This is a genomic window from Monashia sp. HAY1-11D (genome assembly GCF_056868035.1).
On record NZ_CP200320.1, the window covers coordinates 3,351,167 to 3,377,515 of the forward strand.

Consider the following 26,349-nt stretch of genomic DNA (forward strand, 5'->3'; position numbering starts at 1 on the left):
AGGCGGACGCGACGGGACGAGACCGGACGAGACCGACGAGACCACCGAGACGCGAGGAGGTCGGATGAGCGAGGAGCGCAAGCTCATGGTGCTGCGCGCCATCGTCCAGGACTACGTCCAGACGTCCGAGCCCGTCGGCAGCAAGGCGCTCGTCGACCGGCACCACCTCGGCGTCAGCGCCGCAACCGTGCGCAACGACATGGCCCAGCTCGAGGAGGAGGGCCTGATCCACGCGCCGCACACATCGGCCGGGCGCGTGCCCACCGACGCCGGCTACCGCCTGTTCGTCGACCGGCTCAGCGCTATCAAGCCCCTCGGCGCGGGCGAGCGGCGCGCCATCACCAAGTTCCTCGAGGGCGCCGTGGACCTCGACGACGTCGTCGACCGCACCGTCCGCCTCCTCGCCGGCCTGACCCGCCAGGTCGCCGTCATGCAGTACCCGTCGCTGACGCGCTCGACCGTGCGCCACGTCGAGCTCGTGCCCGTCGGTGCGACGCACGTCATGGCCGTGCTCATCGTCAACACCGGACGCGTCGAGCAGCGCGTCGTCGACGCCGGTCGCCCGCTGGCGGACGCCGACGGTGAGGTCTTCGTGGCGGCCCTGCGCACGCGCATCAACGAGGTGTCCGCCGGTGTGCCGTTCACCGTCGCCGCGACGCAGCTGCGCCGGCTCGTCGAGGAGGCCGCGGACACCGACCGCGAGGCGACCGAAGCGGTCGTGTCCGCCCTGACCGACCTGCTCGCCGAGGAGCGCGAGGAGCGCGTCGTCCTCGCCGGCCAGGCCAACCTCGCGCGCGCGGGTTCGGACTTCGCCCGCACCATCGGCCCGATCCTCGAGGCCCTCGAGGAGCACGTGACCCTGCTGCGCCTGCTCGGCCAGCTCGGCGACGACCCCGAGCTCGTGTCGGTCCGGATCGGCTCGGAGAACCCGGTCTCCGGCCTCCAGACCACCTCACTGGTCTCGATGGGGTACGGGTCGGGCACCGAGCGCATCGCGAGCCTCGGCGTCCTCGGCCCCACCCGGATGGACTACCCGACCACCATGGCGTCCGTGCGGGCCGTGGCGCGCTACGTGTCCGAGATCCTCGACGACAACCGCTCCACCTGACCCGACCACGACCGACCCTGACCCGAGCCTGAGCGACCCCACGCACCCCACGCCACCCACGACCCGACGACCGCACCCACGGAACCGAAGGAACACCCGCTTGAACGACTACTACGCCGTCCTCGACGTCTCCCGCGACGCGAGCCAGGAGGAGATCAAGAAGGCGTACCGCAGGCTCGCGCGCCGGCTGCACCCCGACGTCAACCCCGGGCCGGAGGCCGAGGAGGAGTTCAAACGGGTCTCGCAGGCCTACGACGTCCTGTCCGACCCGCAGAAGCGCCGCCAGTTCGACATGGGCTCGGACCCCTTCGCCACCGGTGGGGGCGCCGGCTACGGCGCCGGGGCGGGGTTCTCGTTCAGCGACGTCATGGACGCGTTCTTCGGCGCCGGTGCGACCGGTGCCCGCGGTCCCCGTCCGCGGGTCCAGCGCGGGCAGGACGCCCTCGTACGCCTCGACATCGACCTCGCCAAGGCCGTCTTCGGGTCCGAGGAGGAGCTTCGCCCTCGACACCGCGGTCGGCTGCAGCCGCTGCGGTGGTGACGGCGCCGAGCCGGGGACCGGCCGGCAGACCTGCCCGATCTGCCACGGTGCCGGCGAGATCCAGCAGGTGCAGCGCAGCTTCCTCGGCCAGGTGATGACCTCGCGCCCCTGCGTCAACTGCCAGGGCTTCGGCTCGACCCTGACCGACCCGTGCCACGACTGCTCCGGCGACGGCCGGGTCCGCACCCGTCGCACGCTCAAGCTCAAGGTGCCGGCCGGCGTCGACACCGGCACGCGCATCCAGCTGACCGGCGAGGGCGAGGTCGGCCCCGGCAACGGCCCCCGCGCCGACCTCTACGTCGAGGTCCGCGTGCTCAACCACGACGCGTACACCCGGCGCGGGGACGACCTGCACTGCAGCGTCGAGCTGCCCATGGCGGCGGCGGCGCTCGGGACGACGATCAAGCTGTCGACCTTCGACGGCATGCAGGACCTCGAGATCAAGGCCGGCACCCAGAGCGGTGACGTCCTCACCCTCCGCGGCCTCGGCGTCACCCACCTGCGCCACGGCGGACGCGGCGACCTGCTCGTCCACGCCACGGTCCAGACCCCGACGAAGCTGACCGAGGAGCAGCAGGACCTCCTGCGGCAGTTCGCGGCGCTCCGCGGCGAGGAGCGCCCCGAGGGTCGGCTCGCGCCCGTCAACAAGGGCCTCTTCGGCAAGCTGCGCGACGCGTTCAAGGAGAAGTGACCGGAGGCGCGGCGCCGTCCTGCTGCGGCAGGATGGCGCCGTGACGCACCAGCTCTTCCTCGGCGACCCCGACGCGGTGGCCCGCGCCGTGGCCGGCTCGAGGCTCGCCCTCACCGGCGACGAGGGTCGGCACGCGGCGACCGTCGTGCGCCTCCGGGCGGGGGAGCGGTGCTACGTCGCCGACGGCCGCGGCCGGCGAGCCCTGCTCGAGGTGACGCACGTCGACCGGTCGGAGGTGACCGGCACCGTCGTCGAGCTCGTCGACGAGCCCGCGCCGGACCCGCGCCTGGTCCTCGTCCAGGCGCTCGCCAAGGGGGACCGCGACGAGCAGGCGATCGAGGCGGCCACCGAGCTCGGCGTCGACGAGGTGGTGCCGTGGCAGGCCGAACGGTCGGTCGTCGTCTGGCGCGGCGACCGCGCCGCCAAGTCGCAGGCCAAGTGGGCCGCGGTCGTCGCCCGGGCCACCAAGCAGTCCCGGCGTGCCCGCATCCCGGTGACCGCCGGGCACGTCGGTCTGTCCGCACTCGTCGCGCGGGCCCGGGCGTCGGCCCTCGTCCTCGTGCTCCACGAGGACGCCACCGAACCGCTCGCGTGCGTCGACCTGCCGGACGGCGGGGACGTGCTCGTCGTCGTGGGCCCCGAGGGCGGCATCACCGGCCGCGAGCTGGACGCGCTGGTCGACGCCGGGGCGAGGCCGGTACGGCTGGGGCCGACGATCCTGCGCTCGTCGTCGGCCGGCCCGGCCGCCCTCGCCGTCCTCCTCGCGCGGTCCCGCTGGCGCTGAGTCACCGGGACGTTCTTGGCCTCTCGACGTAAGGCAGGCCGCCGAACGTGGCGTCTCGACGGTCAGCGGACGGTGAACGGGATGCGCTGCTCGGCGTCGGGCGACCCGTCCTTGGGACTCGACTCGAGGACGCGCACGACGTAGTCGCCCGCCGGCAGGGCCTTGGTGCGGAACGAGTACGACCCGCGCTGCGGCGCCCCCGCGTCCGCCGTCGTGCTGCCTGTGGCGACGACCGCGCCTCCACGGAGCAACTGCCACTCGACGTTGGCCTCGAAGGTGCTCGCGACGCCCTTGACGGTGATCGGCTGACCTGCCTTGACCGTGGCGCCGCGAGCGGGCTCGTCGACCCACAGCGGGGCGAGGGTGTCGTACACGCCCATGGCGTCGCCCGGGCGCTGGTGCGCTTGGCCCGAGGGCATCCCCGGCGCGACGTCGCCGCCGCCCTCCACGACGAGGACGACCGGCTTGGTGCCCTGGCCGACGCCGGCCTGAGCCGTCCACACGAGCTGCTGCACGGCGAGGTCGGCCAACGCCGCCGACCCGCTCGGCAGGCCCCCGGACAGCGTCACGACGATCCGGCCGGAGCCGTCGAGCGTCACCGACACCGGGCTCACGCCGGCCCACGGTGAGACGTACGCCGACGACGAGGGCGCCTTGCCCATGGCGAGCTTCAGCGCCGCGAGCGCGCGCGCCTCGGGCCCGGTGGGCGTCGTGACGGAGGTGCGGACGAACTCACGGAAGAGCCGCGGCGGATGGTACTGCAAGGTGTCGGTGACGATGATCGGGCCGACGTAGTAGACCGGGACGCTCGCGCGGGTGGTGACCGGTGGTGCCGGCTGGGACGTCGGTCCCTGCGCAGTCTGGGTCGGGATGCTCGAGGGCTGCGACGCGGAGGGGGTGCTGCGCTGCGTCGGCGCGGTGGTCGAGGCGATGGCCGTCGGGGGTGGCCCCGCCACGGGCGGCGTCCGGTCGGCGCCACGCACCGCGGCCCAGACGCCCCCGGCGACGAGGACGGCGGCCGCGGCGGCCGCGACCGGGACGAGCCAGCGGTGCGGGCGACCGGGACGGTTCGGGCCCCCGGCGCCGGCCGCGCGGGCGGTCTCGCCGTGCGCCTCGGCGAGGATCGCCCCGAGCCGGTCGTGCGGCGTGATGGTGCGCGACTCGGTCGCCAGGCCGCGGCGCAGCCGGTCCTCCACGGGGCGGAGCGCGCCCCCGATCGCGACGGCGTCCTCGGCCCCGGAGGTGCGAGCGCGCCCGGACGGGTCGCCGGACGGGTCGCGTGCGGGGTCACCGGGACGACGGTTCGGGTCGGTGTTCATGACGGCTCCGTGGGGTCGATGGTGCGGCGCAGCGCGCTCAGCCCGCGGTGGGCGTGCGTCTTGACGGCGCCGGCGGAGATCTCGAGGGCCCGGGCGATCTGCGCCTCGGACAGGTCGGCGTAGTAGCGCAGCACGAGGACCTCGCGCTGCCGCTCGGGCAGCTCGCGCAGGGCGTCGACCATGGCGTCGCGTCCGACGGCGTGCAGGGCGTGGGACTCGGCGCTGCCGACCCAGCCGCGCCCTGGCGCGTCGGCGGCGCCGGCCTCGCGCGCGGTGTGCCGGTCGACGACGACCGCGTGCCGCTGCACGGACCGGCACCCGTTGACGACCGCGGTCTGCAGGTAGGCGACGACGCGCCCCGAGTCGCGGATCGAGGACCACTGCCGGTGCGTCGCGACGAAGGCGTCCTGGACGACGTCCTCCGCGGCCGCCTGGTCGCGCAGCAGCAGCCAGCCGAGCCGTACCAGCCGGTCCCAGTGCGCGTGGTAGAGCTCGGTGACGGCGACGTCGGGGTCGACGGGCAGGTCACGCTGGCCGGTCTGGTGCGTATGGGCCGTCTGGGCCGTCTGGTGCGTCGGGCCGCCACCCGCTCGCCACGGCGCCGACCCGACGCGGTCGTCCCGGTCACCCGGGCCGGCCGGGCGGTCGACCCGTTCCGACGGCATACGCAACGTTCTCACGGCAAGGAGACGCACTGGTGCACGCCGGGGTTGACACACCTAAGGTGCCTTCATGACCGCGCAGACCCCGACCGACTGCCTCTTCTGCAGGATCGTCGCCGGCGACGTCCCCTCCGACCGGGTGGCCGAGTCGGAGCGGTCCGTCGCGTTCCGCGACATCAGCCCCGCGGCGCCGGTCCACGTGCTCGTCGTGCCGCGCCGGCACGAGCCGACCGTGGGTGCGCTCGCGGCCGCCGACGCCGACGACCTCGCCGACGTCTTCCGGCTCGCCCAGCAGGTCGCCGAGGCCGAGGGCGTCGGTGCGGCGCACCGGCTCATCGCCAACACCGGGCGGGGCGCCGGCCAGACGATCTTCCACGCGCACGTGCACCTCCTCGGCGGTGCCGCCTTCACCGAGAAGGGCATGGTGTGAGCGACCAGCCCCTGTCGCCGGCCACGGACGAGGGCGAGGCCGACGCCAGCCGCGCGCCGAGAGCCGGCGCGTCCGCGCCGGCCGACACGACCACCGGCGCCGACGCGTCCTCGGGCAAGGGCCCCGGGACGGCCACGCCGACCGACGACCTCGTGACGACCCAGCACACCCTGCGCGTCGGGCGCCGGCGGCTCCGGTACACGGCGGTGACCGGACGCGTCGTCCTGCGCGAGGAGGAGCACAAGGACGGAACGTTCGGGGGTCACACGCCCCGCGCCGAGCTGTCGATGACGACGTACACCCTCGACGACGCCGACCCGCGGACCCGGCCGGTCACCTTCGCGTTCAACGGTGGCCCCGGCAGCTCGAGCGTCTGGCTGCACCTGGGCCTGCTCGGGCCCCGCCGGCTCGTCATGGGCGACGTCGGCGCGCTGGCCCCGCCGCCGTACGACCTCGTCGAGAACCCCGAGTCGCTCCTTGCCGTCAGCGACCTCGTGTTCATCGACCCGATGTCGACCGGCTACTCGCGTGCCGTCGAGGGCGGCAAGCCCGGTGAGTACCACGGCTACCGCAAGGACATCGAGTCCGTCGGCGAGCTGATCCGGCTGTGGACCTCGCGCCACAAGCGGTGGATGTCGCCGAAGTTCGTCGCGGGGGAGTCGTACGGCACGCTCCGCGGCGCAGCCCTCGCCGAGCACCTGCAGAGCCGCTACGGCATGTACCTCAACGGGCTGATCCTCATCTCCAGCGTCCTCGACCTCGGCTCGATCGACTTCGAGAACCAGCGCAACGACCGCGCGCACGCGCTCTACCTGCCCACGTATGCGGCGGTGGCGCACTACCACGGCAAGCACGGCCGCCGGTCGCTGCGCACGGTCGTCGGGGAGGCGGAGGCGTACGCGTCGGGTGAGTACCCCCGGGTGCTCGCCCGCGGCTCGCGCCTGACCGCGCCCGAGCGGGCCGACGCCGTGGCCACCGTCGCCCGCCTGTCCGGGCTGTCCGAGGACTACGTGCACCGCGCCGACCTGCGCATCGAGCACTGGCGGTACTTCACCGAGCTGCTGCGCGACCGGCGGCTGTCCGTCGGTCGCCTCGACGCCCGGTTCACCGGCCCCGCGGCGGCGGCGATCGCCGAGAACATGGACGCCGACCCGTCCCACGACGCCATCGCCGGCCCGTACTCGGCCGTGTGGAACCACTACGTCCGCGACGAGCTCGGCTACGAGAGCGACCTGCACTACGAGCAGATCAGCCGGCTCGTGCACCCCTGGAGCTACAAGGAGTTCGAGGGCCGGCCCGTCGACGTCTCGCCGCTGCTCGAGCGCGCGATGCGCCAGAACCCGCACCTGCGCGTCCACGTCGCGTACGGCTACTACGACGGCGCCACCCCGCACTTCGCGGCCGAAGACGTCATCGCCCACCTCCAGCTGCCGCCGGAGCGGCTCGCCGCCGACGTCGAGCACGCGTACTACGAGGCCGGCCACATGATGTACGTGCACGAGCCCTCGAGGCGGCAGCAGAGCAAGGACCTCGCCGATTTCGTGGTGAGGTCATCCGGCGGTCCCACGTAGACTCGTGGGCAAGATGAACGACCCATCGCCACGCGGCCACGAGCCCGACAGCCCAGACCCCATCGAGCCCACGGGCCCGGCCCGCAGCAGCGGTGCCGCGGACGGCGGCCGCGCGCCGGACAGTCCGGTCCTGACGCGCGAGATCCCGCCCCCGGTCGAGATGGTCACCCTCCTCGGCCCGCGCGACGAGCTGCTGCGCACCATGGAGCGGCAGTTCCCCCTCGTCGACACGCACGTCCGCGGCAACGAGATGACCTTCACCGGCCCGGCCGGCGAGCTGGACATCATCGACGGCCTGCTCGACGAGCTGCTCACCATCGTGGCCACCGGGCAGCCGCTCAACCGCGACGCCGTCGAGCGCTCGATCGGCATGCTGCGCAGCCAGACCACCGAGCGGCCCGCCGACGTCCTGACGATGAACATCATCAGCAACCGCGGCCGCACCATCCGCCCGAAGACCCTGAACCAGAAGCGCTACGTCGACGCCATCGACGAGCACACCATCGTCTTCGGCATCGGTCCCGCAGGCACCGGCAAGACCTACCTCGCGATGGCCAAGGCCGTCGCGGCCCTGCAGGCCAAGCAGGTCAACCGCATCATCCTGACCCGCCCGGCCGTCGAGGCCGGCGAGCGCCTCGGCTTCCTGCCGGGGACGCTCAACGACAAGATCGACCCGTACCTGCGGCCGCTCTACGACGCGCTGCACGACATGGTCTCTCCCGAGACCATCCCCAAGCTCATGGCGTCCGGCACCATCGAGGTCGCCCCGCTGGCCTACATGCGGGGCCGGTCGCTCAACGACGCGTTCATCATCCTCGACGAGGCCCAGAACACCTCGAGCGAGCAGATGAAGATGTTCCTCACGCGTCTGGGCTTCGGCTCGAAGATGGTCGTCACCGGCGACATCACCCAGGTCGACCTGCCCGACGGCACGCGGTCGGGGCTGACCGTCGTGCGCGACATCCTCGACGGCGTCGAGGACATCCATTTCGCCGAGCTGACCTCCCACGACGTCGTGCGCCACCGGCTCGTCAGCGCCATCGTCGACGCCTACGACCGCAGTGCCTCGCGCGAGGAACGGCGGCGCCAGGAGCGACGGGAGCAGCGTCGGTCCGAACCCCGCGGCGGCGTCCACCGTGGTGAGGAGCGCCGCCGGCGCCCCCAGGGGGAGCGTGGCGGCGAGGCCCGGGAGGCGGGCGCGTGAGCATCGACGTCCTCAACGAGACCGACGCGGCGGTCGACGAGCTCGAGCTGCTCGCGTGCGCGACGTACGTCATGGAGCAGATGCGCGTGCACCCGCAGGCCGACCTGTGCATCAAGCTCGTCGACGAGGACGCCATGGAGGTCCTCCACGTGCAGTGGATGGACCTGCCCGGCCCGACCGACGTCATGAGCTTCCCGATGGACGAGCTTCGGCCGGGCCGCGAGGGCCAGGAACCGGAGGAGGGCACGCTCGGCGACATCGTGCTGTGCCCGTCGGTCGCCACGAAACAGGCCGTCGAGGCCGGGCACGCGCCCATCGAGGAGATGCTCCTGCTGACGACGCACGGCATCCTGCACCTGCTCGGCTACGACCACGCCGAGCCGGACGAGGAGCGCGAGATGTTCGAGCTGCAGCGCCAGCTGCTGCTGACGTTCCTCGCCACGCGCAACCGTCCCAGCGCCTGAGGTCCCCGTGCTACCGCAGCTCGTCCTGCCGGCGCTGATCAGCATCGTCGTCGCGTTCGTCCTGTCCGCCGCCGAGGCCGCGATCTTCCGGATGTCCCGGGTGCGCGCCCAGGAGCTCTGGGACGAGGGTCGCTCGGGTGCCAAGTCCCTGCTGACCGTCGTCGCCGACTCGCCCGCCTACCTGGCCGTCATCGCGTTCCTGCGCGTCGTCGCGGAGGCGACGACGGCCGTGCTCGTCACCCTCGCCGTCGCCGGACAGGTCGCCTCGACGTGGAGCCGGGCGCTCATCAGCATCGCCATCATGGCCGTCGTCTCGTTCGTCGTCGTCGGGGTGTCCCCGCGCACGCTGGGGCGGCGCAACTACGACACCGTCGCCCTCTGGAGCGCGCCCTTCGCCGTCGGCCTGCGCCGGGTCCTCGGTCCGGTCGCCAAGCTGCTCGTGGTGCTCGGCAACGCCGTGACCCCGGGCAAGGGGTACTCCGACGGGCCCTTCCAGACCGAGTCCGAGCTGCGCGACCTCGTCGACATCGCCGGGGAGTCCGACGTCATCGAGGAGGACGAGCGGGAGATGATCCACTCGGTCTTCGAGCTCGGTGACACCGTGGCCCGCGAGGTCATGGTCCCGCGCACCGACATGGTGACGATCGATGCCGACAAGACGCTGCGCGGCGCCATGTCGCTGTTCCTGCGCTCCGGCTTCTCCCGCATCCCGGTGATCGGGGAGGACAGCGACGACGTGCGCGGCCTGCTCTACTTCAAGGACGTCGCCCGTCGACTCACGGCCGCCCCGGAGGACGCCAAGCACCTGGCGACCGAGGTGATGCGACCCATGCATTTCGTGCCCGAGAGCAAGCCGGTCGACGACCTCCTGCGCGAGATGCAGCAGGAGCAGAACCACTTCGCCATCGTCGTCGACGAGTATGGCGGCACCGCGGGCCTCGTCACGATCGAGGACATCATCGAGGAGATCGTCGGCGAGATCGCCGACGAGCACGACCGCGAGGCCCCCGGCGTGGAGCAGCTGGAGAACGGGACGCTGCGCGTCCCGGCGTCCATGGACATCGACGACCTCGCCGAGCTGTTCGACGTCACCATCGACGAGGAGGACGTCGACACCGTGGGCGGCCTGCTCACCAAGGTCATCGGCCGCGTCCCGATCGTCGGCTCGTCCGGCCGGGTGGCGGGGCTCGAGCTGACGGCCGAGCGGATGGCCGGGCGCCGCCACCGCGTCGCGTCGGTCATCGTGCACCGGGCGCAGGTGGAGGACACTGACGGCGAGACGAGCGAGACGGAGGACGCCCATGGCCACGCGAGCGGGCACTGACAGCACCGGCGGGCAGGCGCCCTACCGGGCCGGGTTCGCCTGTCTGGTGGGCCGGCCCAACGCCGGCAAGTCCACGCTGACCAACGCGCTCGTCGGCCAGAAGGTCGCCATCACGAGCTCGAAGCCGCAGACGACGCGGCACACGATCCGCGGCGTGGCCACGACGCCCGACGCGCAGCTGATCCTCGTCGACACCCCGGGCCTTCACAAGCCGCGCACGCTCCTCGGTGAGCGCCTCAACGACCTCGTCCGCGAGACGCTCCTCGAGGTGGACGTGGTCGGCTTCTGCCTTCCGGCGGACCAGCGTCCCGGCCCGGGTGACGCGTTCATCGCCAACGAGCTCACCGAGCTGCGCTCGGTGCGCCGCCGGCCCGTCGTCGCCATCGCGACCAAGGCCGACGCCGTCGACCGCGACCGCCTGGCCGAGCACCTCATCGCCATCGACCGGCTGGGGGAGTGGGACGCCATCATCCCGTGCTCCGCGGTGTCCGGCGAGCAGGTGGTCGAGGTCCGTGACCTCCTCGCGTCCTACCTGCCCGAGTCGCCGCAGCTCTACCCCGACGGTGTCCTCACCGACGAGCCCGAGGCGGTCATGATCGCCGAGCTCGTGCGCGAGGCGGCGCTCGAGGGCGTCCGCGACGAGCTGCCGCACTCACTGGCCGTCGTCGTGGAGGAGATGGTGCCACGCGAGGACCGCCCCGAGGACAACCCGCTGCTCGACGTGCGCGTCAACGTCTTCGTCGAGCGGCCGAGCCAGAAGGCGATCGTCATCGGTCGCGGGGGATCGCGGCTGCGCGAGGTCGGCACCAACGCCCGCAAGGGGATCGAGGCGCTCCTCGGGCAGAAGGTCTTCCTCGACCTGCACGTCAAGGTCGCGAAGGACTGGCAGCGCGACCCCAAGCAGCTGCAGCGCCTGGGTTTCTGACGGGGTCGATCGTCGCCGCGGCGTCTCCTCGTGAGCGCTGCGTCTCCTCGTCGGCGGCCCACCGCTGACCAGGAGACGCGAGCGGTACCAGCCGACGTTTCGCGGCACGTCCCCGCCGTCGGGCCTAGGCTGGAGGTGACGAGGAGGCGACATGTCCGAGATGCCGGCGCACGACCACGAGCTCGAGGTGCTCGAGGAGGACCAGAACGTCCCGCCACGTCCCGAGGAGCAGATCGCGGATGTTCGAGACCGGCCCGCCCCGTCCGGCGAGCAGGAGGACGACTCCGCGTCACCCTCGTCATGAGCGGGGACCCACTGCTCGAGTCGAGTGACCCCTGGGGTCGCAACGACCCACCGGTCGTCTCGGACGCCGACCTCCCACCGCTGCCGCCGGTTCTCTCAGAGATCGTCGCAGCGTTCGAGAACGGTGACCGGGTCAGGGCGCCGGAGGGAGGCCCCGACTCGTGGCCCGGAGGCAACGTCCGCCGAACCGACCCGATGACACGGGAGCCCAGCCCTCCCTGGCGAGAGCCCGGACCTCGAGGAGGTCGTTGGCTCGAGAGCCGGGTCTCAGGATGCGGGCAGCGTTCCCGAGGGGTGGACGCGGGCGCGTCGACCGGCATACCGTGATGCCGTGCGTGCGGTGAGCCTCCTCCTTCTCTGCCGCGACGAGGCCTGATCCCGGCCCTCCTCGTCGCGGAGTTTCCCGTGTCCGGCCGGACACCGAGCGAAACGCAGACGAAGAGAGTGACGCGATGATCCACCCCCAGCAGACGTCGGGAATGCCGTTCCAGAAGTACGTCCCGTTCCACGAGCAGATCCCCTTCGAGCTTCCCGGACCGCACTTGGCCCGGCAAACGCATCGAGCATGCCCCGCGCTGGTGCGCCGTCGACCTTCGCGACGGCAACCAGGCCCTCATCGACCCGATGAACACCGAGCGCAAGCTGCGCATGTTCCAGCTGCTCGTGAAGATGGGCTACAAGGAGATCGAGGTCGGCTTCCCGTCGGCGAGCCAGACCGACTTCGACTTCGTCCGCGAGCTGATCCAGGGCGGCCACATCCCCGACGACGTGACCATCCAGGTGCTGACACAGTGCCGGGACCACCTCATCGAGCGCACCTACGACGCCATCGCCGGCGCCAAGCAGGCCATCGTCCACTTCTACAACTCGACGTCCGTGCTCCAGCGTCGCGTCGTCTTCGGCCTCGACCAGGACGGCATCATCGACATCGCGGTCCAGGCCGCACGCCTGTGCCGCAAGCTCGAGGAGACCGTCCCCGACACGACGATCTACTACGAGTACTCGCCCGAGTCCTACACCGGCACCGAGCTCGAGTTCGCGATGCGCATCTGCAACGCCGTCATCGACGTCATCGACCCGACGCCGGACCACAAGATGATCGTCAACCTTCCGGCGACCGTCGAGATGGCCACGCCCAACGTGTACGCCGACTCCATCGAGTGGATGATCCGCCACATCGAGCGGCGTGAGTCGGTCGTCGTCAGCCTGCATCCCCACAACGACCGGGGCACCGGCGTCGCGGCGGCCGAGCTGGGCTACCTGGCCGGCGCGGACCGCATCGAGGGCTGCCTCTTCGGCAACGGTGAGCGCACCGGCAACGTCTGCCTCGTGACGCTCGGGATGAACCTGTTCAGCCAGGGCATCGACCCCCAGATCGACTTCAGCGACATCGACGAGGTGCGCCGCACCGTCGAGTACTGCAACCAGCTGCCGGTGGGCGAGCGGCACCCCTACGGCGGCGACCTCGTCTTCACGGCCTTCTCCGGGTCGCACCAGGACGCCATCAAGAAGGGCTTCGAGGCCATGGCCTCCGAGGCGAAGGAGAAGGGCACGAGCGTCGACGACCTCGTCTGGGGCGTCCCCTACCTGCCGATCGACCCGCACGACCTCGGCCGGTCCTACGAGGCGGTCGTCCGCGTCAACAGCCAGTCCGGCAAGGGCGGCGTGTCCTACATCATGAAGTCCGAGCACCAGATGGACCTGCCGCGGCGCCTGCAGATCGAGTTCTCCGGCGTCGTCCAGCGAGGCGTCGACCAGGACGGCGGCGAGGTCTCGCCGGCGGCGCTGTGGGCCCGGTTCCAGGACGAGTACCTGCCGAACCCGGCTGCTCCGTGGGGCCGGTTCGACCTCGTCAACGTCGTCACGGACTCGACCGTCGACGGTGCGAGCACCATCGAGGCGACCGTCACCGACCGTGGCGAGCCGGTGACGGTGAGCGGCACCGGCAACGGACCCATCGCCGCGTTCGTCGCGGCCCTGGGCACCATCGAGGGCACGCCCGACGTCCGCGTCCTCGACTACGCCGAGCACGCGCTGTCCGCCGGTGGCGACGCCCGGGCCGCCGCCTACGTCGAGTGCGCCGTCGGCGACCGCGTCCTCTGGGGTGTCGGCGTCGACTCCTCGATCGTCACCGCGTCCATCAAGGCCATCGTGTCGGCCGTCAACCGCGCCGAACGCGACGCCGCCGCCGCCACCTCGGTCCCCGGCGCCTGACCTGCCGAGCCCGTTCCGCGACGGCCCGGGGCCCCGTGCCCCGGGCCGGCGCCGACCCGGCGCTCCGGTAGGTTCTGGGCCCATGGACTCCGCCCTCGGCCGGACGCTGCTCCGGCTCGTCGGCGCCGGCCTGCTCGCGGTCGCCCTCGTCGGGTTGCTCGCTCCGCGCGCCGTCAACACCCCGCACCGCTGGTACGTCGTCGTGCCGGCCTGCGTCGTGCTGCTGGTGCTCGCGACGTTCGTCCGCGCGCCGCGGTGGGTCCACGGCCGATGGGTCGTCCCTGTCGTCTCCGCGGCCGGTGGGGTCGTCGCGACGCTCGTGGGGCTCGCGGGACGCTACGACTACGGCTGGGACGCCCGCGTCGCCCTCGACCTCGCGCGCGACCTGCACGCCGGTCGCCCGCTCGGCGACGCCGGCTACGACTACCTCTCGCTCTACCCCAACAACCTCCCGCTCCTCGCGATCGACCGCGGCGGCGTCGAGCTCGGCTCGCTCCTCGGGCTCGCGCCCGATGCCGTCCTGATCACCCTGAACGGGGCCTGCGTCGCAGTGACGCTGCTGGCGGTGGGTGCCATGGTGCGTCGGGCTCGTGGCGCCGCCGCTGCGGTCGCCGCCCAGCTGGGCACGCTCGTCCTCGTCGGGACGAGCCCGTGGCTCGCCGTGCCCTACACCGACTACTACGCGATGCCGTTCCTCGCGGTCGGGGTCGCGCTCGCCGGCCGCGCGCTGCTCCCCGGAGTGCGTGACGCCCCCCGCGCGTCGCCCGGCTCGCGCACCGCTCGCGCGCTGACGTGGGTGGCCGCCGCCGTCTGCTACGGGATCGCCTACGCGATCAAGACGACGCCCGCGGTCGCCGTCATCGCGACGGTGCTCACCGTCGTCGTGGCGGTGTTCGACGGCGACCACGCGCCCCGAGGCCGGGTCACCGCACTCGCCGCGAGCCTCGTCGCCGTCGGCGTCTTCCTCGGGATCGCCGTCGCCGCGCCCGGCGTGGCGGCGGCCGCCTCCGGCATCGAGACCGGTCGCATGCGCGCCGGCGTCTCACCTCCGGTCCTGTGGTGGGTGGCCAACGGCCTGAGCGAGCATGTCGCCCCGGACGGCGTCGTCAGCTACGGCACGTACTCGCGCGAGATGGTCGAGGCCATCGAGGGGCGCTCCCCGCAGCAGATGACCGACTACGCCCGCGCCTACATCGCCGACCGCTGGGCCGAGCGCGGGCCCGGGGGCACGCTCGCCTTCTACGCGGAGAAGGCGGCCTGGAACTGGGGCGACGGCATGTTCTGGGCCTGGGGGGAGGGAGCGGACTCGCTTCCCGGAAGGCTCGCCGACGCGGACGGTGTCGTCGGAGTCGTCCACTCGCTCAACGGTTTCCACGGGACCGCGTACGGGTGGCGAGTCGACCTCACCCAGGCGCTGTGGCTGGCGGTGCTGCTGGTCGGGGGCGTCGGACTGCTGCGGGCTCCCTACCGGCGCGACGTGCTGCTCGTCGCCCTCGCCGTGCTCGGCATCGCGGCGTTCACGCTGCTGTTCCAGGGACGGTCCCGCTACGTGTTCACCTTCGCACCGCTCGTCGTCGCGCTCGCCGCGATGACCCGGACGGGCGTCGGGACGCGGCGTCGCCGGCCGCGTGGTTCCGACGCCGCGTGCGCCGCGGGCTGACGCGTCCGGTCAGTCGATCGAGCCCCGCACGACCGCGTCGACCGCCGACAGGGCGTCCGGGTCGCCGGTACGCGCCAGCTCGCCGGCCATCGGCCGGTTCCACAGCCAGCAGTCGAGGTCGGCGGCGGTGCCGCACACCTGGGGCGCCGACGCTTTCGAGGCGTCCGACCCGTCCGAGAGGTCCGTGCCTGCCTCGATGGTGGGCCCGTCGGCGACGAGGAACCGCAGCAGGTCGATGTCGCGGCCCTCGTAGGTGCCGGTGACACGTACCGGGGTGACGGTCCACGTGTGCATCGTGTCGACGGTGACGACGGTGACCGGCGCCCCGAGCGGCGCGTGCTCGAGCCCCGGCTCGGGCTCGTAGCCGCGCATGATGCGAAGGGCCTCGTCGACCCCGTCGGCCGCGAGCCGGGCGTCGATCGCGGCGCGGTCCTCCGGGGCGATGCCCGCGGTGGCCTCGGCGTCGAGGCGGTGCACGAGGGCCTCGTGGGCCTGCCTGCGGCGGATGTAGCCGGCGGTGTGCTCGTCGGCCCACATCCACAGCTCGGTGTCGGGTGGGAGCTGCGAGAGCTGCTCGTGCAGCCGGCCGCTCGACGCGTCGAAGGCCTCGACGAGGGCGGCACGGTCCTCCGGTCGCGGCGGCCGCGCGTCGCCGTGCGCCTCGACCTGCTCGGCCGTCGTCAGGCGGTTCTCGGCGATCTCACCCCAGAACCACTGGACGTCGGCGAGGTGCCACAGCAGGTCGTCGGCGTCCCAGTCCGGGCACGTCGGCACGGTGGTCCCGGCCGGTACGCCGGCGAGGACCTCGCGGAAACGGGCCGACTCGGCGGCGAGGTGGTCGAGGAAGGGAAGGTCTGCACCCGATGGGGCAGAGGGCATGCGGACTCCTTGGTCGTGCGAGCGGTCAGCGGACTCCCGCGACGCGGAACTGGACGGAGATGCGGGGCCCCAGCGGCTCGGAGGTCTTCGGGACCGCATGGTCCCACGTGCGCTGGCAGGAGCCGCCCATCACCACGAGGTCACCATGGCCCAGGGGGTAGCGCAAGCTCTTCTGCGTCGTGCCGGGGATCGCACCACCGTCGCGCGGGCGCAGGGCGAGCACCCTCGGCGACCCGAGCGACAGGATCGCGACCATCGTGTCGCTGTCTCTGGAGCGCCCGATGCGGTCACCGTGCCAGGCGACGCTGTCGTGACCGTCGCGGTACAGGCACAGCCCCGCCGTGACGAACGGCTCGCCCAGCTCGCTCGCGTAGTGCGCGCTCAGTGCGTCGCGGGCCTGGTCGAGCAGGGGGTGCGGGAGGCGTTCTCCGGCCGCGTAGAACTTCGTGAGCCGCGGGACGTCCACGACGTTGTCGTACATCTGCCGCCGCTCGGCGTGCCAGGGCACGTCGTGCAGGAGGGCCGAGAACAGCGCGTCGCCCGCCGCCAGCCAGCCGGGCCGTACGTCCACCCACGCCCCGTGGGCCAGGGCGTGGCGGCGCAGGCCGGTGCCGACGTCGCGCAGCGTCATCTCGTCGGTGAGGTCGAGCAGCGACCCCTGAAGGGTGAGGTCCATGCCGCCACTGTAACGTACGAGGTCGAACACGTGTTCGAGACGACGCACGGATCTCGATGGCCGGTGCAGCGGTCCTCCCGGGCGCCGGCGCGGTGGCGTGGGAGCCTGCGGCGCGTGCGCGCGTCGTGACGCCGCCCGCGGGGGAGAATGGACCCATGCCCCTCTACCGCGACGAGGCGATCGTCCTGCGCACGCACAAGCTGGGCGAGGCCGACCGCATCATCACGATGCTGACCCGCACCCGCGGGCGCGTGCGGGCCGTCGCCAAGGGCGTCCGGCGGACGAAGTCTCGGTTCGGCTCACGTCTCGAACCGGGCATGGTCGTCGACGTCCAGTGCTACGAGGGGCGCAACCTCGACACCGTGACCCAGGTCGAGACCCTCGCGCCGTACGGCGACGCGATCGCCCGCGACTACACGGCCTACACGTGCGCGACGTCGATGCTCGAGACGGCGCTGCAGCTGACCGAGGAGCACGAGCCGCAGACCCAGCAGTACCTCCTCCTCGCCGGGGCGCTGCGCTCCCTCGCCGAGCGCACCCACGAGCCCGGCCTCGTCCTCGACGCGTACCTGCTGCGCTCCCTCGCCGTCGCCGGTTGGGCGCCGAGCTTCGTCGACTGTGCGCGCTGCGGCGCCGACGGACCGCACCGCGCCTTCAACGTCCAGGCGGGTGGGGCGGTGTGCTCCTCGTGCCGGCCGCCCGGCTCGACGGCGCCCGCGCCGGAGACGTTCGAACTGCTCGCTGCCCTGCTCTCGGGCGACTGGGACCTCGCCGACGAGAGCGACCCGCGCCACCGCCGGCAGGGCAACGGCATGGTGTCGGCGTTCCTCCAGTGGCACATCGAGCGGGGGCTACGCTCCCTACGGCTCGTCGAGCGCGCCTGAGCCCGAAGCCGATCCGTCCACCGCACCTCCCACCGACCGGAGAGCCATGCCCGCCGCCACCCCGTACGCCCGGCCCTTCCCGCACCCCTCGGGAGCCACCGCCCCGGTCATCCCGGCCGGTGCGCTGCCCGGACACGTCGCGATCGTCATGGACGGCAACGGCCGGTGGGCCAACCAGCGCGGGCTGCCGCGCACCAAGGGCCACGAGGCGGGAGAGGCGTCGCTGCTCGACGTCGTCGCGGGCGCCATCGAGGTCGGGGTCACCCACCTGTCCGCGTACGCCTTCTCGACGGAGAACTGGCGCCGGTCGCCCGAGGAGGTGCGCTTCCTCATGGGCTTCAACCGCGACGTCATCCGCCGCCGCCGCGACCAGCTGCACGAGTGGGGCGTGCGGATGCGGTGGGTCGGGCGCGCGCCGCGACTGTGGCGCTCGGTGATCAAGGAGCTCGAGGTCGCCCAGGAGCTGACGCAGCACAACACCGGGCTGACTCTCTACTTCTGCGTCAACTACGGCGGTCGCGCCGAGATCGCCGACGCCGTCCAGCGGATCGCCCACGACGTCAAGGACGGTCGCCTCCGGCCCGGCTCGGTCGACGAGAGGACGATCAAGAGGTACCTCGACGAGCCGACGATGCCCGACGTCGACCTGTTCGTGCGCTCCTCGGGTGAGCAGCGCACGAGCAACTTCCTGCTGTGGCAGTCGGCGTACGCCGAGATGGTGTTCCAGAACCGGCTGTGGCCCGACTACGACCGCCGCGATCTGTGGGCCGCCATCGAGGAGTACGTCGCCCGCGACCGACGGTACGGCGGCGCGGTCGACGCCCCCACCCCGTCCTGACGACGGCGCACCACAGGCGCGCAGCTCGGGAGCGGAGCGCCGGGTGGGGTGGGCCTCAGCGGTCGACGAGGACGACGTCGTACGTGCTCGCCGTGGGCGGGAACCCGGTGTCGAACTTCGCGTTGACGACCGCGAGCCGGTCACCGAACCGCGCGACGGTCGTCGGGATCTCGAAGCTGTCGCTCGTCACCGTGCGCAGCAGCCGTCCCGAGGACAGGTCGCCGGAGAGGCGGAACTCGGAGACCTCGTTGGAGAAGTTCTGCACGGCGTAGACGGTCCGTCCCTCGAGCAGGATGCCGTCCACGTTCGGCACGCTGACCCCGGCGATCGTCGCGCTCCGGCCGGTGACGGGATCCACGGTGATGAGCGTTCCGGAGTTGCTGTGCGCGACGACGAGCGTCCTGCCGTCGGCGGTCGCCTGGATGCCGTTGTTGTTGAAGCCCGGGAGCACGACGGCGGCCGGACCGTGCAGGTCGAGCGTCCGAGCCGCGCCGAGGGCTCCGCTCGGGCTGACCGGGACGAAGTAGAGCCTGGCCTGGGCCGAGTCGGTGAACCAGGCACCTGTCTTCGTCAACGCGACGTCGTTGATGACCGAGGTGGTGGTGCTCAGCTGGTACGTGGCGACCGAGGCGCCGGTGTCCACGTCGTACACGTAGGCCTGCCCGGTGAAACCGCCGGCGACGAAGAGCAGCCGATGCGCCAGGTCGACCCGCAGCCCGAGGGCCATCCGCCCCGCGGGCGCGTCGATGAATCTCGATGCGGTGCCGGTCCGCACGTCACCGCGGAAGATGTCGCCGGTGAACAGCTCACCGGCGTAGAACGTCGTCCCGCTGCCGCTGGCGATGCCTTCCGCGGACTGCGCGCCCGGAAGCACGATCGGCGGCGGCTCCTCGTGGGCGGCCTGGGCGGGAGCGCTCAGACCCATCAGGGCCAGCAGGCCAGCGACGGTGACCGCCACGAGGCGGTGCCTTCCGGGAACGGCCATGGGACTCTCCTTCGCACGACTCGGGTGACGCACCACCGCCGGTGGCGGTCTCGCAAGCGTCCCGCCGCGCCCGCACGGTGGGCAAGATGGCGAGTCGGGGCATACCGGGCCGGTTGGCCCGGGCCCGGGGCCGCCCGCCCGTGCGGGCGTCGCGGGGGTCGACGCGGGTCTCAGGAGCGGCTGCAGTCGGGGCAGGTGCCGAAGATCTCGAGCGTGTGGGTGACACCGGTGAAGCCGTGGTCGCCCGCAACCTTCTCGGCCCACCTCTCGACGGCCGGTCCCTCCACCTCGACGGTGCGCCCGCAGGCGCGGCACACGAGATGGTGGTGGTGGTGCGTCGAGCACGCGCGGTAGACCGCCTCGCCGTCGTCGGTGCGCAGGACGTCGATGCTGCCGGACTCCACCATCGACTGGAGCGTGCGGTAGACCGTGGCGAGGCCGACGCCCTCGCCCGCCTCGCGCAGCCGCGCGTGGACGGTCTGGGCCGAGGTGAACTCGTCTGAACGGCCGAGCATCTCGGCCACCGCGGCCTGCTGGCGCGTGGGCCGCCGGGTGCTGCCCGTGGCCGTTCCGCGGCCCGGGTTCGTCATCCTGCTCATCGCGTCGTCCTCGTCATCGCCTCGTCGGTCGGGCCGTTCGGGTCGGTCACGCCCTCGTGCTCGTGGCCGCCGTGCTCGTCGTAGTGCCCCTCGTGCGCCGCGTGCAGGTGGCCGTCGTGCACGTAGTCGACGTGGTCGCCGTGGGGGACCGCCGGGTGCCCGCACTCGGTTCCGTGCTCGTGCGGGTGCACCTCGCTGACCGCGTGCCGCCGCCCCCGGACGCGGGCGCGCAGCCCGGTGCCGGCCGCGACGAGGACGAAGATCGCGACGGACAGGAGCACGATCGAGCCGCCCGACGGCGTGTTGAGCGGGTAGGAGGCGACGACGCCGCCGACGCTCGCGACGAGGCCGAAGGCGACGGCCCAGCGCACCCCGCTGCCGAACGAGCGGGCGACGAGCTGCGCAGCGGCGTTGGGCACGATCATCAGCGCGCTGATGAGCAGCAGCCCGACGACCCGCATCGCCACGACGACGGTGGTGGCCGTCAGCACCGCGAGGACGATGTTCAGGGGCAGCACCGGGATTCCGACGGCTCGGGCGTACTCCTCGTCGTTGGCGACGGCGAACAGACGTGGCCGCAGCAGCCACGTCGTGCCGGCGATGACGAGCGCCAGCCCGGCGAAGACCCACAGGTCACCCCTCGTCGTCGTGAGGATGGAGCCGAACAGGTACTTCATGAGGTTGGCCGGCGTGCCCTCGGGGGACCTGCTGATGATGACGACGCCGCCGGCGATGCCGCCGTAGAAGATGACGGCCAGGGCGACGTCGCCGTTGGTGCGTCCGCGGGTGCGCAGCAGCTCGATGACGACGGCGGCGAGCACGGCGGCGACGAGCGCGGTGAGTACCGGCGCCGTGCCGCTGACGAGGCCGATCGCGACACCGGCCAGCGCGACGTGCCCCATGCCGTCGCCGATGAGTGACAGGCGACGCTGCACGAGGAAGATCCCGACCAGGGGGGCGACCGTTCCGACGAGCAGCGCTGCGACGAGGGCGCGCTGCATGAAGTCGACGGTGAGGATGTCGCTGATCATGCGTTGCCTCCTCGGGCGGCGTCGAACGGCCCGCGGCCGAGCACCGGCCGGGTCGTCTCGAGCTCGAGGTCGTGGTGGTGGCTGTCGTGCTCGTGGTGCACGGCCTCGCGTGATGCGGCGTAGGCCGCGGGTGTGCCGTCGAAGACGATGCGGCCGGCGTCGACGACGACGATCCGCGTCAGGAGCCGTTCGAGCGCGCCGAGCTCGTGGGTGACGACGACCATGGTGACGCCGCGATCGACGAGCCGCTCGAGCACGTCGGCGAGCACGTGCTGGCTCGCGGCGTCGACGCCCGCGGTGGGCTCGTCCATGACGAGGACGTCGGGCTGGCCGGCGAGGGCGCGGGCGATGAGGACGCGACGCTGCTGCCCACCCGAGAGCGTGCTCACCTCCGTGGCGGCGCGGTCGCCGAGGCCCACGACCTCGAGCGCGCGTGCGACGACCTGCCGGTCGGTGGCCCGCAGCCGGCCCCACCAGCCGAGACGCGGCAGGCGCCCGGTCTCGACGATCTCCTCGGCCGTCGCGCTCACCGACGCCGACAGCGTGTGCCGCTGCGGCACGTAGCCGATGCGGGCACGGTCGTGGAAGTCGTCGGCGGCGACGCCGAAGAGGGTCACCGAGCCCTGGGTGCGCTCGTTGAGGCCGAGGATGCCCTTCATCAGGGTCGACTTGCCCGACCCGTTGGGCCCGACGACGGCGATGATCTCGCCGCGACGCACCGTGAGGTCGGCACCGCGCAGGACGGTGCGCTCGCCGTAGCCGAACCCCGCGCCACGGACGTCGATGACGACGTCGTCCGCGCCGTCGCCCGTCGCGGTGGCCGGCCGTCGACTCGTCGGGGTCACGTCGGCGCTCACCGGCACCCCAGACCCTTCCGGAGGGCCGCGAGGTTGCTGCGCATGACCTCAAAGTAGTCCCTGCCGGCGGAGGCGTCGGTGATCCCCTCCACCGGGTCGAGCGTGGCGACGGTGGCGCCCGTGCTGCGCGCGATCGTGTCGGCCAGCTGCGGCTCGACGAGCGTCTCCTGGAAGATCGTCGTGACGCCCTCGGAGCGGACGAGGTCGCTGACCGCCTTGAGGCCGGCCGCGCTCGGCTCGGCCTCGGGGGAGATGCCGGCGATGCCGTGCTGGTCCAGCCCGTACCGCTGGGCGAGGTAGCCGAAGGCCGCGTGGCTCGTCACGACGACGGTCGACCGGCAGGACGCCAGGCCGGTGCGGTAGGAGCGGTCCAGGGCCGTCAGCCTCGCGACGAACGCGGCCGTGTTCTTCTCGTACGTGGCCGCGTCGGCGGGGTCGTCCTTCGCGAGGCGGGCGCCGATGGCGCGTGCCACAGCGGCGTAGCGCTGCGGGTCCAGCCAGAAGTGGGGGTCGTCGGCAGCGTGGTCGTGCCCGTCGCCGGAGGCGTGTGGAGCGTCGGTGGGCGGCGCGGTGCCCTCGACCGAGGGGCCCTCGGCCCCGCCGTGGTCGTGGCCCTCCTCGGTCGCCGGCAGCGTCAGCCGGGCGGCCGCGGCGACGTCGAGGACGTGCGACGGGTCGACCTGGGCCATGGCGTCGTCGACGGCGGGCTGGAAGCCGTCGGCGTACACGACGAGCCGGGCCTTGGTCATGGTGCCGAGGTCCTGCGGGGCCAGCTCGAGGTCGTGCGGCTCGGTGCCCGGCTTGGTCAGGACCGCGACCTGCCGGCCGCCGCCGAGGATCTGCTGGGTGGCGAACTGCAGCGGGTAGAAGGACGCGACGACCGCGCCGGAGGGGTCGGCCGCCGAGCCGCTCCCGCTCCCGCAGGCGGCCGCACCGAGGCCGACGAGGGCGGCGACCGACAGCGCGGTCAGGCCGGAGCGGACGGCGCCGGGGCGGAGGGGGCCGAAGGGGCGGCCGAGGCCGCGAGCGCGCGAGGTCATGTGACAATGATTCTCAATGTGAGAATCATTGTCAAACAGTTCGTCAGGCGGGCACGACCCGCACGACCGCCACGGCGAGGGCGAGCAGGAGGACGGCACTGCGCATGAGGCGCTCGGGCAGCGTCAGGCGCTGCCACGTGAGGAAGAGGAACCACCCGAGCACCAGCGCCACCAGGACGAACGCGAACCCGCCCCACGGGCGGGGTGCGAGAACGCCGGTCAGCAGCACGACGGCCAGGGCGCCGAGGGTCGCCGGACGCGGCACGCTCGACAGGCGCTCGAGAAGGGGGTAGGACGCGTGCTCGACTCGGGAGCGGAAACTCAGGGCCACCCGTCGAGCCTAGGGGACCCGGGCGGGTGGCCCGGACGCGTGGAGAACCGGGCGTCGCCGGCCCGATAACCTGTCCCGCATGGCCAAGCAGACATCCATCGTGGACACCGTCGTCAGCCTCTGCAAGCGCAGGGGCTTCGTCTTCCCGAGCGGTGAGATCTACGGAGGCACCCGGTCTGCCTGGGACTACGGCCCCCTCGGCGTCGAGCTCAAGGAGAACATCCGGCGCCAGTGGTGGAAGTCGATGGTGACCAGTCGCGACGACGTCGTCGGGCTCGACTCGTCGATCATCCTGCCTCGCGAGACGTGGGTCGCCTCCGGCCACGTCGGCACGTTCACCGACCCGCTCGTCGAGTGCCTCAACTGCCACAGGCGCCGCCGTCAGGACCACCTGCAGGAGGCTCTCGCGGAGAAGAAGGGCATCGCCGACCCCGACTCGGTCCCCATGACCGACATCGTGTGCCCCGACTGCGGCACCAAGGGCCGGTGGACCGAGCCCCGCGACTTCCAGATGATGCTCAAGACCTACCTCGGCGTCATCGAGGACGAGTCCGGCCTGCACTACCTGCGGCCGGAGACGGCGCAGGGCATCTTCGTCAACTTCCTCAACGTCATGCAGGCCTCGCGCAAGAAGCCGCCGTTCGGCATCGCCCAGACCGGCAAGAGCTTCCGCAACGAGATCACGCCCGGCAACTTCATCTTCCGCACCCGCGAGTTCGAGCAGATGGAGATGGAGTTCTTCGTCAAGCCCGGTGAGGACGAAGAGTGGCACCAGTACTGGATCGACGAGCGCACCCGCTGGTACACCGACCTCGGCATCAACCCGGACAACCTGCGTCACTTCGAGCACCCCAAGGACAAGCTGTCGCACTACTCGACGCGCACCGTCGACATCGAGTACCGCTTCAGGTTCGCCGGCTCCGAGTGGGGCGAGCTCGAGGGCATCGCCAACCGGACCGACTTCGACCTCGGCACGCACTCGAAGCACTCGGGTACCGACCTCGTGTACTTCGACCAGCAGACCGGCGAGCGCTACACCCCGTACGTCATCGAGCCCGCGGCCGGACTCTCTCGCTCCCTCATGACCTTCCTCGTCGACGCCTACGCCGAGGACGAGGCCCCGAACACCAAGGGCGGCGTCGACAAGCGCGTCCTGCTGCGCCTCGACCCGCGCCTCGCGCCGGTCAAGGCCGCCGTGCTCCCGCTGTCGCGCAACGCCGACCTGTCGCCGAAGGCCCGAGACCTGGCGGCAACCCTGCGCCAGCACTGGAACGTCGACTTCGACGACGCCGGCGCCATCGGCAAGCGGTACCGCCGCCAGGACGAGATCGGCACGCCCTTCTGCATCACGGTCGACTTCGACACGCTCGAGGACCACGCCGTGACGATCCGCGAGCGCGACACGATGGCCCAGGAGCGCGTCGCCCTGGACAAGGTCGAGGGCTGGCTCGCGCAGCGTCTCGTCGGCTGCTGACGCGACCGGCGGGGCCCACCGGTCGGCGGCCATACTGGCGTGATGGTCGACGATGCGGTGCTGAGAGCGTCGCCGCGCGACCGCGCGAGTGCGGCGGCCGAGGCCCTCGGTGACCGGGCCCTCACCCGATGGTGTGCGGACCTGCTCGCCGGTCGCGCGGCCTGGGGTGACCCCGACCTGCCCGACATCGGCTGGGTCGGTGGGAGAGTCGTCGACGGCTGGGGCTCTCCGGAGCGCCTCGGCGAGGACACGGTCTACTGGTCGCGCGTCTGGGCGGCGCGGACGCTGCTTCACGTCTGGGACGACCTCTGTGGCGCCGATGTCGTTGCGGGGCTGGACGACCCGGCGTGGCGCGTGCGCGAGATGTGCGCCAAGGTGGCCGCGCGGTGGGAGGTCGGCGCGGCGGGGAACGCGTGCGCGACGCTGGTCCTGCGGGACGACACGACGCGCGTGAGGGCTGCAGCCGCGAGGGTCCTGGGGGCAGTCGGCGAGGCCGAGCACGCTCCCGCGCTGCACTCGGCGCTCGATGACCCCGAGCCCTCCGTGCGCCGGGCCGCCGAACGCGCCCTGGCCCGGGTTCGCGTCCGCCTCGACCGGGACGTGTGACCCTCCGGAGCCGGGGCACGTCGTGCTGCGGCGTGCCGGACGCGGCGTGGCGGGCCTCAGCCGGGGACGCGGCCCGTCGCGACCGGCCGCGAGGGGTCGCGGATCCACTCGCTCCACGAGCCCGGGTAGAGCGTCGCGTCGACGCCGATCTCGGCGAGCGCGAGGACGTGGTGCGCCGCCGTGACGCCCGAGCCGCAGTACACGCCGACGGGGCGGCCGGCCACGTCCGCGTCGCCCGGGCCACCCGGCCGGCCTGCGACGACCTGCGCCCAGTGCTCGGCGAGGTCCTCGCGGAAGCGCCCGTCTGCCCCGACCCACTCCGTCGTCGGCGAGGTGATCGCCCCGGGGACGTGCCCCGCGACCGGGTCGATGGGCTCGACCTCGCCGGCATACCGCTCCGTGGCCCGGGCGTCGACGAGCAGCCCCTCGCGGGCGAGCGCGGCGGCGCCGTCGGCGTCCAGCGTCGGGAGGCTGCCGAGGTGGACGGTGCCCTCGCCGTGCCGGTCGGCCGGCTCCTCGGTGCTCACCGGCAGGCCGGCGGCGAGCCACGCCTCGAAGCCACCGTCGACGACGCGCACGTCGGGGATCCCGGCCCAGCGCAGCACCCACCAGGCGCGGGCGGCCGCCGTCGAGTCGCGGCCGTCGTAGACGACCACCCGGGTCCCGGCCGAGATGCCGCAGCGACGGACGAGCCGCTCCAGCGTCGCCGCGTCGGGCAGGGGATGCCGGCCCCCGTCTCCCGGGGCGGCGGCGAGCTCGGAGTCGAGGTCGACGAAGAACGCGCCGGGCACGTGGCCTGCCGCGTAGGCCGGCCGGCCCACCGGTCCCTCGGCGGCGTCGCGGCCGGCGGTCAGGGCCCAGCGGACGTCGAGGACGACGACGTCCTCGATCTCGTGGGCGAGGTCGCTGGCGGTGATGAGGTGGCGCACCGGGCCATCGTGGCATTCTC

25 protein-coding genes and 2 pseudogenes are annotated in these 26,349 nt (G+C 72.7%); 16 read left to right on the plus strand and 11 right to left on the minus strand.

Going from position 1 to position 26,349, the window contains the following annotated elements; genetic code table 11:
• Window positions 1-64 precede the first annotated feature (64 nt).
• From hrcA to AC1VM9_RS15470, 3 genes and pseudogenes are all read left to right on the plus strand, one after another.
• Complete coding sequence (gene hrcA, locus AC1VM9_RS15460) at window positions 65-1,108, plus strand: heat-inducible transcriptional repressor HrcA (protein ID WP_483123249.1); 1,044 nt, start codon at window positions 65-67, stop codon at window positions 1,106-1,108.
• Between the two features lie 100 nt (window positions 1,109-1,208).
• Window positions 1,209-2,340, plus strand: a pseudogene (dnaJ, locus tag AC1VM9_RS15465) (molecular chaperone DnaJ).
• Between the two features lie 40 nt (window positions 2,341-2,380).
• Complete coding sequence (locus AC1VM9_RS15470; protein ID WP_483123250.1) at window positions 2,381-3,124, plus strand: 16S rRNA (uracil(1498)-N(3))-methyltransferase; 744 nt, start codon at window positions 2,381-2,383, stop codon at window positions 3,122-3,124.
• A 62-nt stretch (window positions 3,125-3,186) separates the two neighbouring features.
• Here AC1VM9_RS15470 and AC1VM9_RS15475 read toward each other — a convergent pair whose 3' ends face one another.
• On the minus strand, window positions 3,187-4,443 hold the full coding sequence (locus AC1VM9_RS15475; protein ID WP_483123252.1) for a Gmad2 immunoglobulin-like domain-containing protein: 1,257 nt from the start codon (window positions 4,441-4,443) through the stop codon (window positions 3,187-3,189).
• Entirely contained in the window at window positions 4,440-5,108 is a 669-nt protein-coding gene (locus AC1VM9_RS15480; RefSeq protein WP_481345957.1) for a SigE family RNA polymerase sigma factor, read from the minus strand. The genes AC1VM9_RS15475 and AC1VM9_RS15480 overlap by 4 nt, the downstream gene beginning before the upstream one ends.
• Before the next feature lie 67 nt (window positions 5,109-5,175).
• Between AC1VM9_RS15480 and AC1VM9_RS15485 the strand changes: the two genes are divergently transcribed.
• From AC1VM9_RS15485 to AC1VM9_RS15525, 9 genes and pseudogenes are all read left to right on the plus strand, one after another.
• Entirely contained in the window at window positions 5,176-5,535 is a 360-nt protein-coding gene (locus tag AC1VM9_RS15485) for an HIT domain-containing protein (protein WP_483123253.1), read from the plus strand.
• Window positions 5,532-7,106: a S10 family peptidase gene (locus AC1VM9_RS15490; protein ID WP_483123255.1), complete on the plus strand. Its 1,575-nt coding sequence runs from the start codon at window positions 5,532-5,534 to the stop codon at window positions 7,104-7,106. Before AC1VM9_RS15485 ends, AC1VM9_RS15490 begins: the two co-directional genes overlap by 4 nt.
• A 13-nt stretch (window positions 7,107-7,119) precedes the next feature.
• Window positions 7,120-8,310: a PhoH family protein gene (locus AC1VM9_RS15495; RefSeq protein ID WP_481342825.1), complete on the plus strand. Its 1,191-nt coding sequence runs from the start codon at window positions 7,120-7,122 to the stop codon at window positions 8,308-8,310.
• Window positions 8,307-8,774, plus strand: coding sequence for an rRNA maturation RNase YbeY (gene ybeY / locus AC1VM9_RS15500; protein WP_481342824.1), 468 nt, complete (start codon window positions 8,307-8,309; stop codon window positions 8,772-8,774). Before AC1VM9_RS15495 ends, ybeY begins: the two co-directional genes overlap by 4 nt.
• Window positions 8,775-8,781: 7 nt before the next feature.
• The gene (locus tag AC1VM9_RS15505; protein ID WP_481342823.1) at window positions 8,782-10,098 is read left to right on the plus strand and encodes a hemolysin family protein; all 1,317 of its coding nucleotides are present in this window, start codon (window positions 8,782-8,784) and stop codon (window positions 10,096-10,098) included.
• On the plus strand, window positions 10,076-11,023 hold the full coding sequence (gene era, locus AC1VM9_RS15510) for a GTPase Era (protein WP_483123256.1): 948 nt from the start codon (window positions 10,076-10,078) through the stop codon (window positions 11,021-11,023). The genes AC1VM9_RS15505 and era overlap by 23 nt, the downstream gene beginning before the upstream one ends.
• 151 nt (window positions 11,024-11,174) lie before the next feature.
• On the plus strand, window positions 11,175-11,327 hold the full coding sequence (locus AC1VM9_RS15515) for a hypothetical protein (RefSeq protein ID WP_481342821.1): 153 nt from the start codon (window positions 11,175-11,177) through the stop codon (window positions 11,325-11,327).
• Between the two features lie 451 nt (window positions 11,328-11,778).
• Window positions 11,779-13,540, plus strand: a pseudogene (gene leuA / locus AC1VM9_RS15520) (2-isopropylmalate synthase).
• Between the two features lie 82 nt (window positions 13,541-13,622).
• Window positions 13,623-15,200, plus strand: coding sequence for a hypothetical protein (locus AC1VM9_RS15525; RefSeq protein ID WP_483123257.1), 1,578 nt, complete (start codon window positions 13,623-13,625; stop codon window positions 15,198-15,200).
• A 9-nt stretch (window positions 15,201-15,209) separates the two neighbouring features.
• Here the strand turns inward: AC1VM9_RS15525 and AC1VM9_RS15530 are convergent, their stop codons facing one another.
• On the minus strand, window positions 15,210-16,079 hold the full coding sequence (locus AC1VM9_RS15530) for a maleylpyruvate isomerase family mycothiol-dependent enzyme (RefSeq protein ID WP_483123259.1): 870 nt from the start codon (window positions 16,077-16,079) through the stop codon (window positions 15,210-15,212).
• A 25-nt stretch (window positions 16,080-16,104) separates the two neighbouring features.
• A complete protein-coding gene (locus AC1VM9_RS15535) occupies window positions 16,105-16,755 on the minus strand; it encodes an alpha-ketoglutarate-dependent dioxygenase AlkB (RefSeq protein ID WP_483123261.1) in 651 nt (216 codons plus the stop codon).
• Window positions 16,756-16,910: 155 nt separating this feature from the next.
• On the opposite strand from AC1VM9_RS15535, the gene recO reads away from it, so the two are divergent.
• Together recO and AC1VM9_RS15545 are read left to right on the plus strand one after the other, a co-directional pair.
• Window positions 16,911-17,639 (plus strand): DNA repair protein RecO, encoded by a 729-nt coding sequence (gene recO, locus AC1VM9_RS15540; protein WP_481342814.1) that lies wholly within the window; start codon window positions 16,911-16,913, stop codon window positions 17,637-17,639.
• 46 nt (window positions 17,640-17,685) lie between these two features.
• Window positions 17,686-18,477 carry an isoprenyl transferase gene (locus AC1VM9_RS15545; RefSeq protein ID WP_483123263.1) on the plus strand — a complete coding sequence of 264 codons (792 nt, stop codon included), beginning with the start codon at window positions 17,686-17,688 and terminating at the stop codon, window positions 18,475-18,477.
• Window positions 18,478-18,532: 55 nt separating this feature from the next.
• Here the strand turns inward: AC1VM9_RS15545 and AC1VM9_RS15550 are convergent, their stop codons facing one another.
• The 6 genes from AC1VM9_RS15550 to AC1VM9_RS15575 form a co-directional block, all read right to left on the minus strand.
• Window positions 18,533-19,462, minus strand: coding sequence for an SMP-30/gluconolactonase/LRE family protein (locus tag AC1VM9_RS15550; RefSeq protein ID WP_483123264.1), 930 nt, complete (start codon window positions 19,460-19,462; stop codon window positions 18,533-18,535).
• A gap of 170 nt (window positions 19,463-19,632) precedes the next feature.
• The gene (locus AC1VM9_RS15555) at window positions 19,633-20,061 is read right to left on the minus strand and encodes a Fur family transcriptional regulator (RefSeq protein WP_483123266.1); all 429 of its coding nucleotides are present in this window, start codon (window positions 20,059-20,061) and stop codon (window positions 19,633-19,635) included.
• Window positions 20,058-21,089: a metal ABC transporter permease gene (locus AC1VM9_RS15560; RefSeq protein ID WP_481343451.1), complete on the minus strand. Its 1,032-nt coding sequence runs from the start codon at window positions 21,087-21,089 to the stop codon at window positions 20,058-20,060. Before AC1VM9_RS15560 ends, AC1VM9_RS15555 begins: the two co-directional genes overlap by 4 nt.
• The gene (locus AC1VM9_RS15565; protein ID WP_481343448.1) at window positions 21,089-21,949 is read right to left on the minus strand and encodes a metal ABC transporter ATP-binding protein; all 861 of its coding nucleotides are present in this window, start codon (window positions 21,947-21,949) and stop codon (window positions 21,089-21,091) included. The genes AC1VM9_RS15560 and AC1VM9_RS15565 overlap by 1 nt, the downstream gene beginning before the upstream one ends.
• Window positions 21,946-22,989 carry a metal ABC transporter substrate-binding protein gene (locus AC1VM9_RS15570; RefSeq protein WP_483123268.1) on the minus strand — a complete coding sequence of 348 codons (1,044 nt, stop codon included), beginning with the start codon at window positions 22,987-22,989 and terminating at the stop codon, window positions 21,946-21,948. The genes AC1VM9_RS15565 and AC1VM9_RS15570 overlap by 4 nt, the downstream gene beginning before the upstream one ends.
• Before the next feature lie 43 nt (window positions 22,990-23,032).
• On the minus strand, window positions 23,033-23,320 hold the full coding sequence (locus tag AC1VM9_RS15575; protein WP_483123269.1) for a DUF6703 family protein: 288 nt from the start codon (window positions 23,318-23,320) through the stop codon (window positions 23,033-23,035).
• Window positions 23,321-23,399: 79 nt separating this feature from the next.
• Between AC1VM9_RS15575 and AC1VM9_RS15580 the strand changes: the two genes are divergently transcribed.
• Window positions 23,400-24,794, plus strand: coding sequence for a glycine--tRNA ligase (locus AC1VM9_RS15580; RefSeq protein WP_481343445.1), 1,395 nt, complete (start codon window positions 23,400-23,402; stop codon window positions 24,792-24,794).
• Between the two features lie 42 nt (window positions 24,795-24,836).
• On the plus strand, window positions 24,837-25,400 hold the full coding sequence (locus tag AC1VM9_RS15585) for a HEAT repeat domain-containing protein (protein WP_483123271.1): 564 nt from the start codon (window positions 24,837-24,839) through the stop codon (window positions 25,398-25,400).
• 56 nt (window positions 25,401-25,456) lie between these two features.
• On the opposite strand, the gene AC1VM9_RS15590 is transcribed toward AC1VM9_RS15585, so the two are convergent.
• Complete coding sequence (locus tag AC1VM9_RS15590) at window positions 25,457-26,329, minus strand: sulfurtransferase (protein WP_481345970.1); 873 nt, start codon at window positions 26,327-26,329, stop codon at window positions 25,457-25,459.
• Between the last annotated feature and the right edge of the window lie 20 nt (window positions 26,330-26,349).

Bases quoted from the DNA above. Each gene is read 5' to 3' on its own strand.
- hrcA (WP_483123249.1), top strand. From the start codon at position 65: ATGAGCGAGGAGCGCAAGCTCATGGTGCTGCGCGCCATCGTCCAGGAC.
- AC1VM9_RS15475 (WP_483123252.1), bottom strand. From the start codon at position 4,443: ATGAACACCGACCCGAACCGTCGTCCCGGTGACCCCGCACGCGACCCG.
- AC1VM9_RS15480 (WP_481345957.1), bottom strand. From the start codon at position 5,108: ATGCCGTCGGAACGGGTCGACCGCCCGGCCGGCCCGGGTGACCGGGAC.
- AC1VM9_RS15485 (WP_483123253.1), top strand. From the start codon at position 5,176: ATGACCGCGCAGACCCCGACCGACTGCCTCTTCTGCAGGATCGTCGCC.
- AC1VM9_RS15495 (WP_481342825.1), top strand. From the start codon at position 7,120: ATGAACGACCCATCGCCACGCGGCCACGAGCCCGACAGCCCAGACCCC.
- era (WP_483123256.1), top strand. From the start codon at position 10,076: ATGGCCACGCGAGCGGGCACTGACAGCACCGGCGGGCAGGCGCCCTAC.
- AC1VM9_RS15515 (WP_481342821.1), top strand. From the start codon at position 11,175: ATGTCCGAGATGCCGGCGCACGACCACGAGCTCGAGGTGCTCGAGGAG.
- AC1VM9_RS15525 (WP_483123257.1), top strand. From the start codon at position 13,623: ATGGACTCCGCCCTCGGCCGGACGCTGCTCCGGCTCGTCGGCGCCGGC.
- AC1VM9_RS15530 (WP_483123259.1), bottom strand. From the start codon at position 16,079: ATGCCCTCTGCCCCATCGGGTGCAGACCTTCCCTTCCTCGACCACCTC.
- AC1VM9_RS15535 (WP_483123261.1), bottom strand. From the start codon at position 16,755: ATGGACCTCACCCTTCAGGGGTCGCTGCTCGACCTCACCGACGAGATG.
- recO (WP_481342814.1), top strand. From the start codon at position 16,911: ATGCCCCTCTACCGCGACGAGGCGATCGTCCTGCGCACGCACAAGCTG.
- AC1VM9_RS15545 (WP_483123263.1), top strand. From the start codon at position 17,686: ATGCCCGCCGCCACCCCGTACGCCCGGCCCTTCCCGCACCCCTCGGGA.
- AC1VM9_RS15550 (WP_483123264.1), bottom strand. From the start codon at position 19,462: ATGGCCGTTCCCGGAAGGCACCGCCTCGTGGCGGTCACCGTCGCTGGC.
- AC1VM9_RS15555 (WP_483123266.1), bottom strand. From the start codon at position 20,061: ATGAGCAGGATGACGAACCCGGGCCGCGGAACGGCCACGGGCAGCACC.
- AC1VM9_RS15570 (WP_483123268.1), bottom strand. From the start codon at position 22,989: ATGACCTCGCGCGCTCGCGGCCTCGGCCGCCCCTTCGGCCCCCTCCGC.
- AC1VM9_RS15580 (WP_481343445.1), top strand. From the start codon at position 23,400: ATGGCCAAGCAGACATCCATCGTGGACACCGTCGTCAGCCTCTGCAAG.
- AC1VM9_RS15585 (WP_483123271.1), top strand. From the start codon at position 24,837: ATGGTCGACGATGCGGTGCTGAGAGCGTCGCCGCGCGACCGCGCGAGT.